General features: G+C 35.0%; 18 protein-coding genes, 1 pseudogene and 1 other annotated feature. Of the genes and pseudogenes, 17 read left to right on the forward strand and 2 right to left on the reverse strand.

What is annotated here, in order from left to right; translation table 11 throughout:
- Positions 1-213: 213 nt before the first annotated feature.
- Together BUB12_RS02575 and BUB12_RS02580 are read right to left on the reverse strand one after the other, a co-directional pair.
- A complete protein-coding gene (locus BUB12_RS02575) occupies positions 214-1,062 on the reverse strand; it encodes an ATP-grasp domain-containing protein (protein WP_234982543.1) in 849 nt (282 codons plus the stop codon).
- Positions 1,055-1,969: an ATP-grasp domain-containing protein gene (locus tag BUB12_RS02580; RefSeq protein ID WP_072887713.1), complete on the reverse strand. Its 915-nt coding sequence runs from the start codon at positions 1,967-1,969 to the stop codon at positions 1,055-1,057. Before BUB12_RS02580 ends, BUB12_RS02575 begins: the two co-directional genes overlap by 8 nt.
- An 89-nt stretch (positions 1,970-2,058) precedes the next feature.
- Between BUB12_RS02580 and BUB12_RS02585 the strand changes: the two genes are divergently transcribed.
- From BUB12_RS02585 to rpmA, 17 genes and pseudogenes are all read left to right on the forward strand, one after another.
- A complete protein-coding gene (locus tag BUB12_RS02585; protein WP_072887715.1) occupies positions 2,059-3,336 on the forward strand; it encodes a bifunctional folylpolyglutamate synthase/dihydrofolate synthase in 1,278 nt (425 codons plus the stop codon).
- 94 nt (positions 3,337-3,430) lie between these two features.
- Positions 3,431-5,167 carry a sensor domain-containing diguanylate cyclase gene (locus BUB12_RS02590; RefSeq protein ID WP_084063200.1) on the forward strand — a complete coding sequence of 579 codons (1,737 nt, stop codon included), beginning with the start codon at positions 3,431-3,433 and terminating at the stop codon, positions 5,165-5,167.
- A 213-nt stretch (positions 5,168-5,380) separates the two neighbouring features.
- The gene (locus tag BUB12_RS02595; protein WP_072887717.1) at positions 5,381-6,304 is read left to right on the forward strand and encodes a hypothetical protein; all 924 of its coding nucleotides are present in this window, start codon (positions 5,381-5,383) and stop codon (positions 6,302-6,304) included.
- Between the two features lie 191 nt (positions 6,305-6,495).
- Positions 6,496-7,065, forward strand: coding sequence for a RadC family protein (radC, locus tag BUB12_RS02600; protein WP_072887719.1), 570 nt, complete (start codon positions 6,496-6,498; stop codon positions 7,063-7,065).
- Between the two features lie 550 nt (positions 7,066-7,615).
- On the forward strand, positions 7,616-9,499 hold the full coding sequence (locus tag BUB12_RS02605) for a reverse transcriptase/maturase family protein (protein ID WP_072887721.1): 1,884 nt from the start codon (positions 7,616-7,618) through the stop codon (positions 9,497-9,499).
- Positions 9,500-9,578: 79 nt separating this feature from the next.
- Positions 9,579-9,719, forward strand: a pseudogene (locus tag BUB12_RS02610) (JAB domain-containing protein); the annotation flags it as partial.
- Between the two features lie 198 nt (positions 9,720-9,917).
- On the forward strand, positions 9,918-10,982 hold the full coding sequence (locus tag BUB12_RS02615) for a rod shape-determining protein (RefSeq protein ID WP_084063202.1): 1,065 nt from the start codon (positions 9,918-9,920) through the stop codon (positions 10,980-10,982).
- A gap of 13 nt (positions 10,983-10,995) precedes the next feature.
- A complete protein-coding gene (mreC, locus tag BUB12_RS02620) occupies positions 10,996-11,856 on the forward strand; it encodes a rod shape-determining protein MreC (protein WP_072887724.1) in 861 nt (286 codons plus the stop codon).
- 2 nt (positions 11,857-11,858) lie between these two features.
- On the forward strand, positions 11,859-12,386 hold the full coding sequence (mreD, locus tag BUB12_RS02625) for a rod shape-determining protein MreD (protein ID WP_072887726.1): 528 nt from the start codon (positions 11,859-11,861) through the stop codon (positions 12,384-12,386).
- Positions 12,387-12,497: 111 nt separating this feature from the next.
- Positions 12,498-13,184, forward strand: coding sequence for a septum site-determining protein MinC (minC, locus tag BUB12_RS02630; RefSeq protein ID WP_072887728.1), 687 nt, complete (start codon positions 12,498-12,500; stop codon positions 13,182-13,184).
- Entirely contained in the window at positions 13,177-13,977 is an 801-nt protein-coding gene (minD, locus tag BUB12_RS02635) for a septum site-determining protein MinD (protein ID WP_072887729.1), read from the forward strand. Before minC ends, minD begins: the two co-directional genes overlap by 8 nt.
- A 192-nt stretch (positions 13,978-14,169) precedes the next feature.
- Positions 14,170-14,475 carry a TIGR04104 family putative zinc finger protein gene (locus BUB12_RS18250; protein WP_072887731.1) on the forward strand — a complete coding sequence of 102 codons (306 nt, stop codon included), beginning with the start codon at positions 14,170-14,172 and terminating at the stop codon, positions 14,473-14,475.
- Between the two features lie 183 nt (positions 14,476-14,658).
- A complete protein-coding gene (locus tag BUB12_RS02645; RefSeq protein ID WP_072887733.1) occupies positions 14,659-15,429 on the forward strand; it encodes a M23 family metallopeptidase in 771 nt (256 codons plus the stop codon).
- Complete coding sequence (locus tag BUB12_RS02650) at positions 15,416-16,276, forward strand: M50 family metallopeptidase (protein WP_072887735.1); 861 nt, start codon at positions 15,416-15,418, stop codon at positions 16,274-16,276. Before BUB12_RS02645 ends, BUB12_RS02650 begins: the two co-directional genes overlap by 14 nt.
- Before the next feature lie 58 nt (positions 16,277-16,334).
- Positions 16,335-16,410: a sequence feature (ribosomal protein L21 leader region), on the forward strand.
- A 16-nt stretch (positions 16,411-16,426) separates the two neighbouring features.
- Positions 16,427-16,735 carry a 50S ribosomal protein L21 gene (rplU, locus tag BUB12_RS02655; protein WP_072887736.1) on the forward strand — a complete coding sequence of 103 codons (309 nt, stop codon included), beginning with the start codon at positions 16,427-16,429 and terminating at the stop codon, positions 16,733-16,735.
- A gap of 11 nt (positions 16,736-16,746) precedes the next feature.
- Complete coding sequence (locus BUB12_RS02660; RefSeq protein WP_072887738.1) at positions 16,747-17,076, forward strand: ribosomal-processing cysteine protease Prp; 330 nt, start codon at positions 16,747-16,749, stop codon at positions 17,074-17,076.
- 14 nt (positions 17,077-17,090) lie between these two features.
- Positions 17,091-17,381, forward strand: a complete 291-nt coding sequence (gene rpmA, locus BUB12_RS02665) for a 50S ribosomal protein L27 (RefSeq protein ID WP_072887740.1) — start codon at positions 17,091-17,093, stop codon at positions 17,379-17,381.
- The last annotated feature ends 101 nt before the right edge of the window (positions 17,382-17,482 follow it).

Consider the following 17,482-nt stretch of genomic DNA (forward strand, 5'->3'; position numbering starts at 1 on the left):
CAAAAGTGCTAGTGCCCAGTTAGCGACGTATGTGCAAAGAGACATTTCTTTAAAGTACTTTCACTAGTCGCTGGGCGCTGGAGCTGGACGAGGACATACTTTCATGTAAGTTATCCTTGGAGATAAATTTTATAATTTCCTACCCAGAACAAAAGCCGGATTTCCTTGTGTGGGAAATCCGGCTTTTTCATTTAGGAAAAAATCCCCTAAGCACTAACAATTCCTTTTAATATGTTCCACATATTTTTCTACTATATTAATATCACTTACATGGCTTAAAGTTCTGGATCCAACAACATCTTCAATCTCGTTGAATAATAAATTTCCATCTGAATCTAATAAGAAATCAATACCAACCATGCCAAATTCAAAATGATGAACGATTTTTTCTATGATTTCTTTTTCTTGGCTATTTAGCTCGTACAATCTAGCAGTTCCACCAAGTTTGAAGTTTGCGCGAAAATCGTTGCTCGATTCACGTAAAACGGCACCAATAATAATTTTTCCCACGACAAAGACGCGCAAATCCTTCCCTAATTGAACATTGGAATCTTGTACAATGACATCGGTAGTAGATATAGAGGCAATACAATTTTTCCAGTCGTCCTCATTTTGTATGAAATATACTTGTTTTCCCCCACGGCCACTTGCTTCTTTTATGACAAATGGAAATTTTAATGGTGGATTTAAAAGTAGTTCCCTTTTATAAAAATAAGTGTCGACCATCGGAATGTTCAGCTTGTTTACCTCAAAATGTGTTCGTCCTTTATGATTACAAATCGATGCAATTGTTGATGAGTTATAGACAGCTACGCCTAATTGTTCAAGCTGTAAATTTAATAAAGGTTCAATCGTACGAACGATGGCAAAGTCAGGCATTGCAGTTTCTAGACTAGAGCTTAGAGTGAGGTTATTATTTTTAATACCGAATTGAATGTTTTCTCTTAGGACGAGTTTAAGGGATAGTTGTTGTTTTTCAGCTTCTTCAATAAACCAGTTAATATAGGATTCATTCTCAATGGCATCTTGCTCTTGATATATAATCCAACCTTCTTTATTCACGAATAAGTCCTCCATTAATTACTCGTTCTGCATATGAAATCATAAAATCTGCTGCATTGATCCCTGTTGCATCTAGTAAATTTCGAATATGAGCATTTGAGTTAATCTCACAAATTATTGGCTTATTGTCAGGTCCAAATAGGAGGTCGACTCCAGAAAAGTCGGCACCAATCGCTTTTGCAGCTCTGACAGCTAATGATATTTCTTCTTCAGTCGGGGTGTACGCTTCCATTGTCGCTCCTGCTGTAATATTAGCTCTAAAGTCATCGTTTGAAGTCCGTTTCATAGCAGCCACAACTTCATCTCCCACCACTTGCAGACGCAAATCTGTTCCATAGCTTGAAGAGATGAATTCTTGGAACATGAACGCTTTTCCATATAATTGGTCAACTTTTTCCCGTAGTTCTTCCATCGTTTCTATTAAATATACTTGTTCTCCAAAGGAACCGAATGCCTCTTTTACAATGATAGGCATACCTAGCGTTTCAACAATTTGATTTAGATTAATATAGTTTGAAATGTTATTGTTTCGCACAAAAACTTTAGGAGCAACGATTGTTTTTGGTATTGGCAATTTCTCTTTTGCTAAATATTGATAAGTAGTAATTTTATCATCGCTTATCTCTATTGTTTTAGCACTATTAAAAACTGGGACACCTAATAACTCCAATTGCCTCGCTAAATATAAGTCCTTGTCAGTAAAAATAACATAGTCTGGCAATTCTACATCTGTTTCAGCTTCTATCGTTAACGAATCTTTCGTTAGCATCGTTGATAATTCATTATTTTTAATAATCTTAGCCGTATGGTTTCTATCAACTGCTGCTTTATAAAGCATTTCTGCAAAGTCTATAAATTTATCTCCAGAGAGACTTCCGTTATATATAATCCAACCTGTTTTATTCAATTGACGATTTCCTTTCCCTATATGCTATACTCATTTTATCGTAAGGACATTAATAAGAAAACTATCCAATGAAGAAAGTTGGTTAAGTAATGATAGAAAATATAAAACAAGTAGAATCGTTTTTTAATAATCGGTACAAGTTCGGTATTAAACCAGGATTAGAAAGAATGATGTTTTTATTAAAAAATGTCGGAAATCCACAACAGAAGATCAATGGAGTACATATTGCAGGAACAAACGGGAAAGGCTCAACTATTCAATTTTTGCGTCATGCATTGATGAAAAATGAATTAAGAGTGGGAGTGTTTTCGTCACCGAGCTTGAATGGAGTACTTGGACATATTCAAACCAATGATGGAGAAATTGCAGAAGAAGTCTTTTTAAACTTATTTAATCAATTACTTCCTCATATTGAGGAGTTGGATAGGCAAGAAAACCATCCTACCGAGTTTGAAATTATTACGGTTATAGCGTTTATGTATTTTAAGGACTGTGTAGATATTGCACTTATTGAAGCTGGCATGGGTGGAAAAGAAGATACAACCAACTGTTTTACACCAATATGTTCGGTCATTACGACAGTTGATAGGGATCATACAGCATTTTTAGGTGATTCAATTACTGAAATTGCGTCACACAAAGCAGGAATAATTAAACCCAAAGTACCAGTTGTAATTGGAGATTTATCGAAAGAGGCACTTACAGTTGTCCATCAAGAGGCGGATAAAAACCAAGCACCGCTTTTTGAATTCCATAAGGATTTTTCTGTTGAAAGCATAGAAACCACCTCTGATTCGCAATCGTTTGAATGGTTCCATCAGGATCAAAAAATCGATATCAAGATTATGTTGAACGGAGTCTACCAAATTAAAAATGCTTCTTTAGCCATGATGGTGCTATTCGCCCTAAAAGATAAGGGACTATCATTAACTATTGAAAAATGTCTAGAAGGGTTTAAAGAAACGAGAATCCCAGGTAGATATGAAGAGATAAGTACTAATCCAAGAGTGATCATAGATGGTGCCCATAATATAGCAGGTATTCAAGCATTTATTGACACAGTACAAGAAAACGATGAGGAAAAAACGAAACATCTCATTTTTTCTGGTTTTAAGGACAAAGAATTAATGGAGATGTTAAAACTATGTCTCCCACACTTTGATTCTATTACGGTTACTACATTTGATCATCCAAGAGCAATAAAATTAGAAGACTTACAGATTGATGGGGAAAATAAGATTAAAATAAATTCGGACTGGAAGCAGGTTGTAAGGGAGATAGTGAACAAAAATAACAATGAGTTGCATTTTTTTACAGGTTCTTTAAATTTTATCGGAAAAATAAGGAAATATTTTGTAAAAAAATAGGACTTATGGTACAATTTTAGTATTATTATCAGAAATTTTTGTAATAGACATATGGCTTGCATAATAGGTTAAAAGGGAATGGAAGGGGAAACCAATGATTGCTAAATGGAAGCTCTACTCAGTTTGGTTGATTTGGCTTATAACATGGCCAATTTTGTTGTGGATTTCATATGAGCATTATTACCTAAATATAGAAGGGCAATTTTTAGACATCCTTCTATTTGCTGTGTTTATGTGTATCGTTGCACTTTTTCCTTTAACTATTAATAATACGTCTATCTTCTTTATAAATGGTATAAGTATTGCTATCTTTTTAACGTTTGGCTTATTTGTCGAAATCATTTTAAGTTTTGTAGCAATTATTATGGTTATGGCAAAATTAAGGGTTGGCAAAAAAGGAATTTACCGGATTCCCCTTAACATTTTGATGTTTACTGTTGTCTCTATGCTGTCTGCAGAAGTCTACAGTCTATTAGGTGGTAGGAATGACTTAATACATTATCAAAATGAAGCAGAATTATTCGCAATGACTGGATACGCTATATCTATTTTTATCTTTAATCAGGCAATTATAAAGATCGTACAACGAACTTTCCTAGGAATAAAAGAAAAACTATTTGATAAAAGTCTTAAATGGGAATTTACTTCGTCTTTATTAATAATTCCAGTAGGTTTTGTTTTATACATTTTATATTCTGAGATTGGGAATGCTGCTATCTTCTTCCTGAGCGTTCCTTTTATAAGTATCTCAATCATTTTAAAACTATTATATTCATATCAAGAGATTAATAAATATTTAAAGAAAACAGGAGAAGTTGGACATCGATTAGCACAGAAGCTAGAGGTTTCAGAAGTATATGATGTTTTCATGCGCGAGATGGTTCAATTAATGCCTGTAGACTATGCTTATATTTACATTACTAGCAATGATAAATTGAAACTAGTTCGCTATTTTGATGCTAGTAATCAATTAGAGGTTTCTCATGAGTATGTTAAAAGGGATGAAGCCTTTAGTGGAAGGGTCTTTTCATCAAGAACTTCTATTTTATATAAAAACTCAAGGGAATGGGAAGATATAAAGAACCCGATTATCCCTGAAGAAGCAGAAAGTGTATTGTCTTTACCTATTGAGTATGGAGAAGAAATTATTGGTGTCGTAACGATTGTGTCTAAAAAGGAAAAAGCATATGATAAGACACATCATCGAATTGCTGATATTTTAACCAATTACCTTGGGGTAGCAATTGAGAATGCTAAGCACTATGAATTGACAAAAGCTGAAAGTGAAAAAGATGGTTTAACTAAATTATACAATTATCGATACTTAGATAAAGTGCTTGATGAACATTTTAATGTAAATGATGAACTCTTAACTTCACTCCACTGCTCAATGCTTATCGTTGACTTAGATCACTTTAAAAAGGTTAATGACACATATGGCCATGAAGCAGGGAACGAAATACTTAAAGAGACGGCTGTTCGGTTGAAAGAAATGATAGGAACGCTGGGATATGTATCCCGATATGGTGGGGAAGAATTTATTATCTTCTTACCTGACTCTGATTTAACGAAAGCATTACATGTTGCAGAAGGGATTCGATTAAGTATAGGTGGTACTTCTTTTACCGTCTACCAGCACATATTACCTCATAGTAATCCGGTAGAAGTCAATGTGACGGCAAGTATAGGTGTATCTTCTTATCCAGAACATTGTGAAGAACCAAATGAATTAATCCGTCATGCTGATCGAGCTATGTATATTGGCGCTAAGAGAATGGGAAGAAATAAAGTTGCGGTGTACAACCATATAAACGAAGAAGCAATATTATAAAGGGCTCAATAAACGGAAGATGTTTGTTGAGTCTTTTTTGTTCTAGAAACAACCAGCTCCGGCAATTAAAAATACCTCAAATTATGTAGAAATAAAAACTAACTAGTTTGACATAATTCTCCTTACTTTTTAAGTGTCTTATGCTAGAGTGAGTAAACAGACTTTTTAAATAGATTTGATTAAGAAGATTCTAGCTATAAGGAGACTTCAAATATGACCAATAAAAAGCCTATAGTAGTTAAATTTGGTGATCATCCGAAGAAAAAGATAGAAAAGAAACAAAAAGAAACTACTCTTTCGTCTAACTTTCATTCTAGTAATGAACAAGCTGCAACTACAGAAGATGATGATATTCAACCATTTATAAGGAAGTACGAGGGTGGTAGTAATAATTTTACAAAAAAAAGAAATCTGAAACCTATCGTATTTTCCGTAGCATCTGCTGTAGTTATTGGGACGGTTTTAGGGTTTTTATTATTAGGTTTATATGTCAATTTAGAAAAAGATTTAAGCAACCCATCAGGAGTAAATCCAGTTACAACTCCTAGTGTTGGAAATAACGATGAGAATGATGATGAAGATAGTCAAGAAAATGACTCTGTACCTGATCCTGGTAGTTTAGCAACTATCCCAGCATTGAGCGCATTCATTCTACAGGGTGGAGTTTTTTCAGACCTAGCGAATGCGAATGATTATGCTAGCCTTTTTATTGATGAGGGGATGCCCGCAGTCATTTGGGAACGAGATGGACAATATTTCTTGATTAATGGAATTGCTCATACGAAAGAAAATGGGAAATCGATCGCTGACAATATAAATAACGATGAAATGGAAGTATTTGTTAAAGAATGGACTACTCAAAATGCTGAAATTAGTTTAGAGGAAGAAGAATTATTATGGTTAGAGTCATTCCAAGAACAATGGCATAAGATTGTAAACGCAACAGGTGATAAGGGCATCATTTCTATCGATACGTTAGAAAAACTATATGATGAATATCCGAGCGATTCATCACTAATCAGTGAATTTGTTGAAAGAACAACGACTTACCAAGAAGATTTAGTTCAAGCTAATTCCAATGAAATAGGATTCTATTTAATTGAAATATGGAAGGCTTATGAAGAGGTCTTTCAATAAGATTAAAAGGAAAACAGGTAAACGTCAAATACCTGTTTTTTCTTTTTGCCTATTCAATATGGTTTTAAAATGCAATTTTCTCTATAGGAAAATTGTATTTTTAATAGGAAAACGATACTAGAAATACAATTTTAGTAATTTGAATAAAAAAATAAAATTAGGTATGCTCCAATTAATCTTAATAAGGAGGAATGCAAATGGAAGCAGTAAAAATTAAAGATGTACCAAAGGAGGACCGTCCAAGAGAAAGATTATTAAAATATGGTTCATCTCATTTATCGAATCAAGAGTTACTTGCAATTCTTATAGGAAGTGGTACAAGAGATGAATCTGTCATGACACTAGCTAATCGTATTCTCATGCATTTTGAGGGTTTAAAGCTAATGAAGGATGCGACAATTGAGGAGTTAACTGCAATAAAAGGAATAGGAAGTGCAAAAGGGGTACTCCTATTATCTGCATTAGAACTAGGGAAGAGATTGAATCAATATAAACCAAATGAGCGATATGTTATTCGTTCACCAGAAGATGGTGCAGATTATGTTATGGAGGAAATGAGAAGCTTAACACAGGAGCATTTCGTCGTTATATTTCTGAATACAAAGAACCAAATCATTCATAGGCAAACCATTTTCATTGGTAGTCTTAATGCCTCAATCGTACATCCACGCGAGATTTTCCGCGAAGCAGTAAAACGATCTGCCGCCTCAATAATCGTGGCCCATAACCATCCATCCGGCGTGCGCCTGCAAGGTGCGTAATTTTAGCGGTTTCTTAGGAAATCTAGAACTCCTTACAATGTTCTATGGTTAGCATCTTACCTTGAGGAGAAATCCAATATGGGGAACAGAGCATGATGTGAAAAGGAGAAAAGACAGGGAAGCTATCTAAACCTGAGTCAGTTCTTCAGACCAAGTGATGTATGGTAAAAGCTATACTGCTTGAATCCTAGACGAATGAGCGATGGGTGCGCCGTTGTCTACGATAGCTAACAGGCAATGAGGACAAAATGGGAGACATATCTCCAGAGTGTCTACTGGGTATCGCCAGAGCCCTGTCCATAGTAAGGTTTGTCCTTCAATCCTCTGTATGGGGAAACCGTCGAAAGGGATACCTAACCATCACGTATCTAAAATTATGTCATTATGCAGGGATTACCTAAGTGCAAGTGCCGAATGGCTATTAGACAACGGTCTATGAAAATTGCATATGGTAACGGAGTCTCCATAGTACCCAACGTTTGCTTGTAATGAGCTTAGCATGGGGAAGGGAGACAGGTTGATTAACATTAACTAGAAAGGAGTCATGAATATGGCAACTAATCCATTTCGACAGTTAGATGTTATTAGGAATGCTTCTCAAAATGGAAAAATTATTACGGATTGTTATCGCCTCATGTATAAGAAAGAACTGTGGATTAAAGCATACGCAAAACTATATCCCAATGCAGGAAATCTAACCAAAGGAACATCTAATGAAACAATAGATGGTTTCAATTTACAAAAAATAGATGAAATCATAGAGCAGTTAAAAGCTGGAAGATTCCGTTTCTCACCTGTAAGAAGGGTTTACATTCCCAAATCAAATGGAAAAAAGAGACCTTTAGGAGTTCCTAATTTCAAAGATAAGTTAGCACAGGAAGTTATGAGAATGATATTGGAAAACGTTTATGAACCAATTTTTTCTGAGAATTCACATGGGTTTAGAGAAGGTAGAAGCTGTCATACAGCACTTTCCCAAATCAAAAACACATGGAAAGGACTAACATGGTGCATTGAAGGAGATATACAAGGCTTCTTTGAGCATATTGACCATACTGTGCTATTAAGACTTATCTATAAGAAAATTAATGACCATCGTTTCCTGCTTTTGATTCATAATGCACTTGCCAGTGGAGTAATGGAGAATTGGAGATACCGTAGAACATACAGTGGTACGCCACAAGGAGGAATTATTTCTCCAATTCTTGCCAATATCTATCTTCATGAGTTTGACCTTTTTATGGAGAAACAAATGAAGGAATTTGATAAAGGCATAACTAGAGCCAGAAATAATGAATATCGTAAACTTCGCTCAAAAATCAACACTTTATCACGAAAAGTTAAAAGACTTGATGAAAGAAACGAACATACTAATTGGCAGGGTAGAGAGGAACTAATCCGCAATATTCAGGAACTAAAAGCAACACAGATAAAATTTCCCTCTATCGATCCAATGGATAAAAATTATCAAAGAATGAAATATGTTCGATATGCTGATGATTTTGTGATAGGGATTGCAGGTTCCAAACAAAGTGCATTATATGTAAAGGAAATGATTAAAACGTTTCTCGAAAAGGAACTCCATCTTGACCTTAGTGAAGAAAAAACGCTCATCACTCACTTAAAAAATCCAATTCCCTTTCTTGGATACCAATTCCACAGATGGAATGAGGTTAAGGTAAAAAGGGTCACATATAAAAACCACAAACATCCATTAAAAAAGAGAACCTTATCAGGTGCGATAAAGTTAGAAATTCCTGAAAAGAAAATCAAAGAATTTGCAATTAAAAACGGATATGGTAATTTGGACAACTTTAAAATTATACACAGAGCAAAACTAATAAACAATTCGGAAATGGAAATTCTTCACACCTATAACGCTGAATTGCGGGGAATCGCAAACTACTACAAGTTAGCTAATAACTATCATCATTTAGATAAACTATTTTACTTAGCTGAAAGTAGTTTCATAAAAACAATCGCTAATAAAAGAAGAAGTACCTCTATGAAGGTTGCTTCCAGTATGCGAACTCATAAACAAGGTGTTTTATCCCTTGTTAGGAAAAATAAACACGGCAATGAAAAACTTTATCAATTCGTAAAATTGAAAGACCTGCCGAAGCATAAAGGTGCAATCAAAGCAGATTCTCCTGGTACAGATGTATTGGTCAATACAATGAAATATTCGGGAAGGTCTGAATTTGAACAGCGTTTACTAGCAAACAAATGCGAAGCGTGTGGTGCAACAGAAGGTCAGATGGAAGTTCATCATGTCCGTAAGTTAAAGGACTTAAAGAAGAAGAAACACTTAACATATTTGGACAAGAAAATGATAGAACGAAATAGAAAAACCATTGTCCTATGCTATAAGTGCCATCATGACCATCATGAAAAGCAAATTCCGATTAGTCAACTGGCGAGCCGTATACGCTGAAAGGTGTATGTACGGTTCTGAGGGGGAAGTTGTGAAAACTGCTTTGGAAACAAAGCAAGGCGTATGGCTTCTACCCTACGATCCCTCACCATCACAAGAAGATATTCATGTTACGAGGCGTCTTGTAGAATCAGGGAAAATGATTGGAATTGAAGTGCTTGATCATTTAGTAATAGGAGATAGAAAATTTGTTTCTTTGAAAGAAAAAGGATACCTATAGTACTATCTATTTTTAACGTTTTTTCGTATAATTGAATAGAGAAATGTATTTAGCGCCATTTTTCTTTGTTATGAAAGTGGCGCTTCTTAAAATTATGCAAGATATTATGTACTTGTACATAGAGTTAATTATAGTAATTAAGTTTTGCCTAAGGGGAAGGATAATTTTAAAAGGTGAAGTTACATATAGATTATAGAAATGCAACAGGAAAGGGAGATTTTATTGGGTAGATTAGGATTTTCGCAAGATTTGGGAATTGATTTGGGGACAGCAAATACTTTGGTGTTTATTAAGGGGAAGGGTATTATAGTAAGAGAACCTTCAGTAGTTGCTAAAAATATTGAAACAGGTGAAGTTGAAGCAGTAGGTAGTTCTGCAAAAAACATGATCGGTAGAACACCTGGTAACATATCTGTCATTCGCCCGATGAAAGATGGCGTGATTGCCGATTATGATACAACAGCAGTAATGATGAAATACTATATAAAAAAAGCAATGAGAAGTCGTTCTGTATTTGCTAAAAAACCTAATGTTATGGTGTGCGTACCTTCTGGAATTACAATGGTTGAGGAAAGAGCGGTTATTGATGCATCGAAACAAGCTGGTGCAAAAGATGCCTTTCCAATTGCCGAACCATTTGCAGCAGCTATTGGAGCAGGACTACCTGTTTGGGAACCAACTGGAAGTATGATTGTTGATATCGGTGGTGGTACGACAGAAGTCGCTGTAATCTCTTTAGGTGGAATCGTCACTAGCCGATCCGTACGTACAGCTGGGGATAATATGGATGATTCTATTATTCAGTACATTAGAAAAACTTATAATTTAATGATTGGTGAAAGGTCTGCTGAATCCATTAAAATAGATATAGGGTCAGCCGTAAAAGACGGTACAAATGAAGAAATGGAAATAAGAGGCCGTGATTTATTAACAGGGTTGCCTAAAACGATCACGATTACATCTGATGAAATTACGGATGCATTGCAGGATACTGTAGACTCTATTGTTGATGCTGTAAAACAAACCCTTGAAAAAACACCACCAGAACTATCGGCAGACATTATGGATCGTGGTATTGTGTTATCTGGTGGAGGGGCATTGTTAAAAAATCTTGATTCTGTAATCAGTGACGAAACAAAGATGCCGGTCTTTGTAACGGAGAATCCATTAGATAGTGTTGCAATAGGAACAGGGAAATCATTAGACTATATTCAACAATTTAAAGCAAATCCAAATGTTTCCACAAGACCGACGATTGAATAAGTAGGTGTTTTACATGTCGTTTTTTCGTAAGAAGAGATTATTTACAATACTAATAGGAATTATTGTTCTAGTGGTTTTAATAGGTTATTCATTAAGGGAACGAGATGAATTAACGACGGTAGAACAGTTTATTAAAGATACAGTTGGATGGGCACAAAGTGCAATTCATACTCCAGTTAATTATGTAACGACGATTATCTCAAATATTGATGATTGGAAGCTTACGTATGAGGAAAATCGAATTTTAAAAGAAAAACTAGCTGAATACAAAGGACTTATTTATGAAGTACAGGAGATAAAAAAAGAGAATGAAGAACTTCGTAAAATCGTTGATAAGGACGATACAATTCGTGATTATAATCCTATTCACGCTACTGTTACGGCAAGATCTCCTGAACGTTGGGTTCAGCAAGTAACGATAAATAAAGGTTTACAGCATGGTGTAGAAGTAAATATGGCGGTTATCACAGCAGATGGAATGGTAGGGAAAATCCAGAGTGCTAGTCAGTTTAATTCAACGGTTCAACTATTAACAGGATTTGACCAGTTTAACCGTATTTCTGCAACCATCTCTCGTGACAAAGAAGAAGGCAACGATATCTTTGGCCTAATAGAAGAATACGATAAAGAAACACATTCCTTACTATTCAAAATTATTGAGGAATCGGATCAGGATTTAGAAGAAGGGGAATTGGTTGTATCTTCTGGTATGGGTGGTGTATTCCCTGCTGGTTTACCAATCGGAACGGTTAAAGAAGTGATTCCGGATCAATATGGTTTAACACGAACCGCACTCATCGATCCAGCAGCCGATCTATATGAAATCAATCACGTAATTGTAGTTGATCGAGTATTAGAAGTGGAGGAGGATTAGTCGTGAAAAAATTAATTCTACCTCTTATCCTTTTTTTCTTTTTAGTCTTGGAAGGTGTGGCAATCGATCTACTACCACCAATATTGGTGGTCGGTGACTATATGATGGCTCCACATTGGGTGCTTGTATTTCTTGCGTTAATAACAATCTTTTATGATAAAAAAGATACGTACATAGCAGTAGTTTATGCCATTGTTTTTGGATTTCTAATTGATATTGTTTATACAGAGATTTTAGGCGTCTATATGTTTACATATGCTGTTGTCATCTATCTCATTCATAGTTTAATGAAAGTGTTACAAAGTAATTTTTACGTAACACTAGCAGTTGTTATCGGTGGATTAATAGCCTCTGATGTCTTTATTCATTTTGTTTATACGGTAATAGGAATTGCAGAAATTTCTTGGAAAAATTATTTTACCGTTAGGCTTTTGCCATCTTTATTAGCCAATATACTCTTTTTATTAATTATTTACCCAATTTTAGTGAAACTTCTTGTAAAATGGAGTAAAGAAGAATACTCAGACTAGCATTAAAAGAAATTTCCGAGTTATAGAGCTCATATTACCTACTCTTAGATTGACAGTCTAAATATGGCCATATATAAATAGTAGATAAGGTATCTTAATGAGGTGAACATTTTGCAAGACACAAAACAGTTAGTAACAATTAAAGGGACGAGGGATGGTCTTACATTAGTGATTGATGATTCATGTTCTTTTGAGGATGCATTAAAAGAATTAGAAAATAAACTTTCCACAAACCGTCCAAATAAAGATGAACCGGTTGTTCCAGTAACAATTAAGGTTGGAAATCGTTATATTGAGGACAAGCATAAAGAGCGCATTCGTCATGTAATCATGGATCAAAAACGCTTTGCTATCCAATCGTTTGAATCAGATGTCATATTAAAAGAATCAGCATATGATCTGTTGAAAGATAGTGAAGTAAAAATTGTTCATCGAATCGTTCGTTCGGGACAAGTTCTAGAGGAAACAGGCGATTTATTGTTAATTGGTGATGTAAATCCAGGAGGAAAAGTAGTTTCAACTGGAAATATATATATAATGGGGAACTTGCAAGGAGTTGCTCATGCAGGTTCAGATGGGGATGCGGAAGCAGTGATTGCAGCATCCTATATGAATCCTAGTCAACTACGAATTGCAGATTATATTAGCCGTGCACCCGATTATGATTCAGATGGGGTATACATGGAATGTGGTTATATTGACGAGGAGCAAGACAAAATTGTTATCGATCGGCTACAGGTGTTATCACAAAAACGAAAAAGTTTAAATCGTTTTGAAAGGAGAATTATTAATGGGTGAGGCAATTGTAATTACGTCTGGTAAAGGCGGGGTTGGTAAAACAACAACTACTGCAAATCTAGGAACAGCATTAGCTTTAATGGAGAAAAAAGTGTGTTTAATAGATACAGATATTGGTTTAAGAAATTTAGATGTTGTCATGGGATTAGAAAATCGAATCATTTATGATATTGTTGATGTAATTGAAGGTCGTTGTAAATTAAAACAAGCTTTAATTAAAGATAAACGCTTTGATTATCTTTCTTTACTTCCAGCAGCTCAAACGAGCGATAAATCAGCAGTAACGACTGAGGGAATTCGAGAAATTATTAAAGAGCTAAAACAGGAATATGATTACATAATTATCGATTGTCCTGCTGGTATTGAACAAGGCTACCAGAATGCTGTGGCAGGGGCAGATCGTGCCATTGTTGTGACAACTCCTGAGAAATCTAGTGTTCGAGATGCGGATCGAATTATCGGTTTACTAGAAAAAGAGGAAAGTATTGAGTCGCCAAGTTTAGTGATTAATAGAATTAGAAATCATATGATTAAATCTGGAGACATGCTTGATATTGATGAAATTGTACAAGTTTTATCGATCGATCTTATCGGTATCGTTATGGATGATGATGATGTTATTAAAGCCTCTAACCACGGCGAACCAATCGCATTTCAACCAAAATCAAAAGCATCAATTGCTTATAGAAATATTGCAAGAAGAATATTAGGTGAAACCGTACCATTGCAATCATTAGAAGATGAAACAGGTATGTTTAAAAGAATGAAACGATTCTTTGGGAAAACTAGATAACGATATGGAAAAGGTAAAATGATGAGTTAGCGATCATTTTACCTTTTTTCATTCTGCGTTACTCGTAAATCTAACGAAAAATTCGGAAGCTTATGTTATTATTAGATTAACAAAACCTGAGACTTGAACATAATGTCGTTTGAAAAGTATTGTAATTAACCGGGGAATTTTCTGAGGAAATAGGAGGTTAATATGAAAACACCAAAATGTAAATCATGTAACCACCAACTTGAGTGGAAAGAACTCTATACATCACTATGGTTTCCTCGTAAGAAGACACAATGTAATAAATGCAAGTCGAATCACAATATTACTACGCCCTTATATGTATCAATACTTGCTGCTCAAACTGGACCATTAAGTCTGGTAATAATTAACTTTATGTCATTTTCATCAATCTTTATGGGGCTAGTTGTTTTAGTAGCAATAACACTCGTCCTTATTATGATTATCTCATTATTTATACCTTTTTTTGCAAAGTGTAGTTTAGTTGAATAAGTTGACGTATTCAACTATAGGACCTTTACAAGTTTACTATCCTAGCAAAAGGAAAAGAATCAAGAGACCACCATATTCTTCAAATTGTAACCAACATCAACTAAACTTTTAATTCCTCTATCATATCTTGTTATTTCTTTTCATACACTTGTACAAATGCTATGTGAAGGAATGTGAGGAAATATGAATAGGGATGCTAAAAAAGTACGTAAAGCAATCATGCAACGAAAAAAGATGCGTGGAATTACACCAAAAAATAGAAGTTATACAACCAAACAATTCATTTCTCCGCTACCGACTGATGAGGAGAAGCATGGCTATTATCCGAATATATTTGATGGTATTGGCCAAGGCAACCAAAAAAGTGAACTTATCTCCGGAATGATTTTAAAAGGAACGCTCTCCATCATTTTATTTTTTGGTATAGGGATTATGTGGCAATTGGATTCGGCTATGTTGGAAAAGCCTAAACAATGGACAAGCAATGCACTTACAGAAGAATTTCCATTTGCAAATGTCTATCATTGGTATAATCAAACCTTTGGCAGTCCTATGGCATTTTCTCCAACAAATACGGCTAATGGAGAAATGCAATCATTAGTGTTACCTGTTATTGGTAGTGTTACGGAATCGTTTCAGGCAAATGGAACGGGGATTAAGATTGCACCAACCGAAAAATCTCCAGTAACGGCACTAAGTGGTGGGGTCGTTATTTTTGCTGGGAAAACGAACGAAACACAAAGAACGATTACTGTTCAACATACGGACGGTAGTGAATCGACATATGGTAATTTAAGTTCAATAGATGTTCATCTCTATCAGCCGGTTCAAGCAAACCAAATAATTGGTGAGTTCAGTCCAACCACTGAAAATGAGACGGTGTACTTTTCTATTGAAAAGGATAATCAATATATCGATCCTATTCAGGTGATTGAAGTTGATGACAATCCATAAGTTTATTCCTCCAATCCGTATCCATCCAATTTTAATAGCATTTATTCTAATATCTATACTAACAGGTACATTTGTAGAGTTATTTATCATTTTAAGCATTGTTTTTATCCATGAATTTGGCCATTTCGCAATGGCCAAATTATTTAATTGGCGCATAAGAAGTGTTATGTTATGGGTGTTTGGGGGGGTAATGGAGACAGATGAACATGGTGGAAAGCCTATTTATCAAGAAGTATTAGTCACCATCGCCGGTCCGATGCAACACTTGTTTATTTATGGATTTATAGTTTTTAGTACAGTCTTAAATATTTTGCCTACATCGATTCTTGAATTAATATTTTACTATAATACGGTTATTTTATTGTTTAATTTATTACCAATCTGGCCATTGGATGGAGGAAAATTGTTATTTTTATTTCTTTCTAAATTTATTCCATTTCGAAAGGCCTATAATTTTGTTATCATTTCATCAATGGTGATTTCTATTTTGCTAGTGTTAGGCCATTTGTTATTTTTTAAATTTACATTAAGTATCTTTTTAATTTTTATCTTTTTATTTATGGAAAATAGGGTTGGTTGGAAACAACGATATTATGTATTTCTTCGGTTTTTATTACAGCGATTTGAAGGAGAAAATCAAGTGAAAGCTGTTAGACCTATCGTTGTAACGGCACAAACTAGCCTTATGGACGTTTTTACACAGTTTAGGAGAGATATTAAACATTCCATTTACATAACACTACCTGATCGAGAAAGAATATCTATTGATGAGAATGATTGTTTACGAAGTTATTTTTATGAGAAAGAATTGAATAAAACAATTGGTGAACTTGCATATAATCCTTAAGTTTACTTGACAAAGGATAAGCATACATGATAATATCAATACGTTATTCATCGTAGCACCCGTGCTACAACCGCGCAGAACAGGTTTTTAAACTTACATAGTTAAGTACCTGTATGGCGAGTCTGGGTTAATTCAAGGAGGTGCAAGTTCATGTACGCAATCATCGAAACAGGTGGTAAGCAAGTAAAGGTAGAAGAAGGCCAAGAAATCTATGTTGAAAAAGTTGCAGCTGATGCAAACGAAACAGTTACTTTTGATAAAGTTCTTTTCGTAGGTGGAGACGATGTAAAAGTTGGTTCTCCTTATGTTGACGGTGCTACTGTTACAGCTAAAGTTGAAAAACATGGTCGTCAGAAAAAGGTTACTGTATTTAAATTCAAACCTAAGAAAAACTACCATCGTAAACAAGGTCATAGACAGCCTTATACGAAATTAGTTATCGAAAAAATTAACAAATAAGGGTCCTTTGTATGATAAATGTAACTGTATATCGCAGTCAAAATCAAATACAAGCATTTGAGTTGTCTGGACATGCAGATAGTGGACCATATGGTTATGATCTAGTATGTGCAGGTGTATCTGCTGTATCTTTTGGGGCAGTCAATGCAGTTATCAAATTATGCGAAACAGACCTTGATATTGAGCAAGGTGCTGAAGGTGGATATCTTCATGTTCGTCTTCCTGAATCTTTGAATAAAGAGATGATGACGAAGGCACAAACCCTGCTCGAAGGTATGATTGTATCCTTAGAAACTATTGAACGGGATTATAGTCAGTTTATACAAATCCATCGTAAATAAGGAGGTGCAGCAATATGCTACGCTTAGATTTACAATTCTTTGCTACGAAAAAAGGGCAAGGTAGTACGAAGAACGGTCGTGACTCTGAATCCAAACGCCTTGGTGCGAAACGTGGTGATGGTCAATTCGTATCTGGTGGTTCTATTTTATATCGTCAACGCGGTACTAAGATTTATCCAGGTGAAAACGTTGGCCGTGGAGGAGACGACACACTTTATGCTAAAATCGACGGTGTTGTTCGATTCGAACGCTATGGTCGTGACCGCAAAAAAGTTAGTGTTTATCCAGTTGCTCAAGAAGCATAATCTTACGAAATATAAAAACTCCAACCAAATCTATGGTTGGAGTTTTTTGTTAGCAAAAGTCCTATAGGTAATAAGGCATCTTTTATTGAGGCGTTTTTAGT

Origin of the sequence: Ornithinibacillus halophilus (assembly GCF_900129485.1) — a bacterium.
Classification (GTDB): domain Bacteria; phylum Bacillota; class Bacilli; order Bacillales; family Amphibacillaceae; genus Ornithinibacillus; species Ornithinibacillus halophilus.

What these genes read in the sequence shown, in the direction of transcription:
- BUB12_RS02590 (WP_084063200.1), top strand. Translation starts at nt 3,431, where the DNA reads ATGATTGCTAAATGGAAGCTCTACTCAGTTTGGTTGATTTGGCTTATA.
- BUB12_RS02650 (WP_072887735.1), top strand. Translation starts at nt 15,416, where the DNA reads ATGACAATCCATAAGTTTATTCCTCCAATCCGTATCCATCCAATTTTA.
- rplU (WP_072887736.1), top strand. Translation starts at nt 16,427, where the DNA reads ATGTACGCAATCATCGAAACAGGTGGTAAGCAAGTAAAGGTAGAAGAA.
- rpmA (WP_072887740.1), top strand. Translation starts at nt 17,091, where the DNA reads ATGCTACGCTTAGATTTACAATTCTTTGCTACGAAAAAAGGGCAAGGT.
- mreC (WP_072887724.1), top strand. Translation starts at nt 10,996, where the DNA reads ATGTCGTTTTTTCGTAAGAAGAGATTATTTACAATACTAATAGGAATT.
- BUB12_RS02605 (WP_072887721.1), top strand. Translation starts at nt 7,616, where the DNA reads ATGGCAACTAATCCATTTCGACAGTTAGATGTTATTAGGAATGCTTCT.
- BUB12_RS02615 (WP_084063202.1), top strand. Translation starts at nt 9,918, where the DNA reads ATGCAACAGGAAAGGGAGATTTTATTGGGTAGATTAGGATTTTCGCAA.
- BUB12_RS02645 (WP_072887733.1), top strand. Translation starts at nt 14,659, where the DNA reads ATGAATAGGGATGCTAAAAAAGTACGTAAAGCAATCATGCAACGAAAA.
- minD (WP_072887729.1), top strand. Translation starts at nt 13,177, where the DNA reads ATGGGTGAGGCAATTGTAATTACGTCTGGTAAAGGCGGGGTTGGTAAA.
- radC (WP_072887719.1), top strand. Translation starts at nt 6,496, where the DNA reads ATGCAAATGGAAGCAGTAAAAATTAAAGATGTACCAAAGGAGGACCGT.
- BUB12_RS18250 (WP_072887731.1), top strand. Translation starts at nt 14,170, where the DNA reads ATGAAAACACCAAAATGTAAATCATGTAACCACCAACTTGAGTGGAAA.
- BUB12_RS02660 (WP_072887738.1), top strand. Translation starts at nt 16,747, where the DNA reads ATGATAAATGTAACTGTATATCGCAGTCAAAATCAAATACAAGCATTT.
- BUB12_RS02595 (WP_072887717.1), top strand. Translation starts at nt 5,381, where the DNA reads ATGACCAATAAAAAGCCTATAGTAGTTAAATTTGGTGATCATCCGAAG.
- BUB12_RS02585 (WP_072887715.1), top strand. Translation starts at nt 2,059, where the DNA reads ATGATAGAAAATATAAAACAAGTAGAATCGTTTTTTAATAATCGGTAC.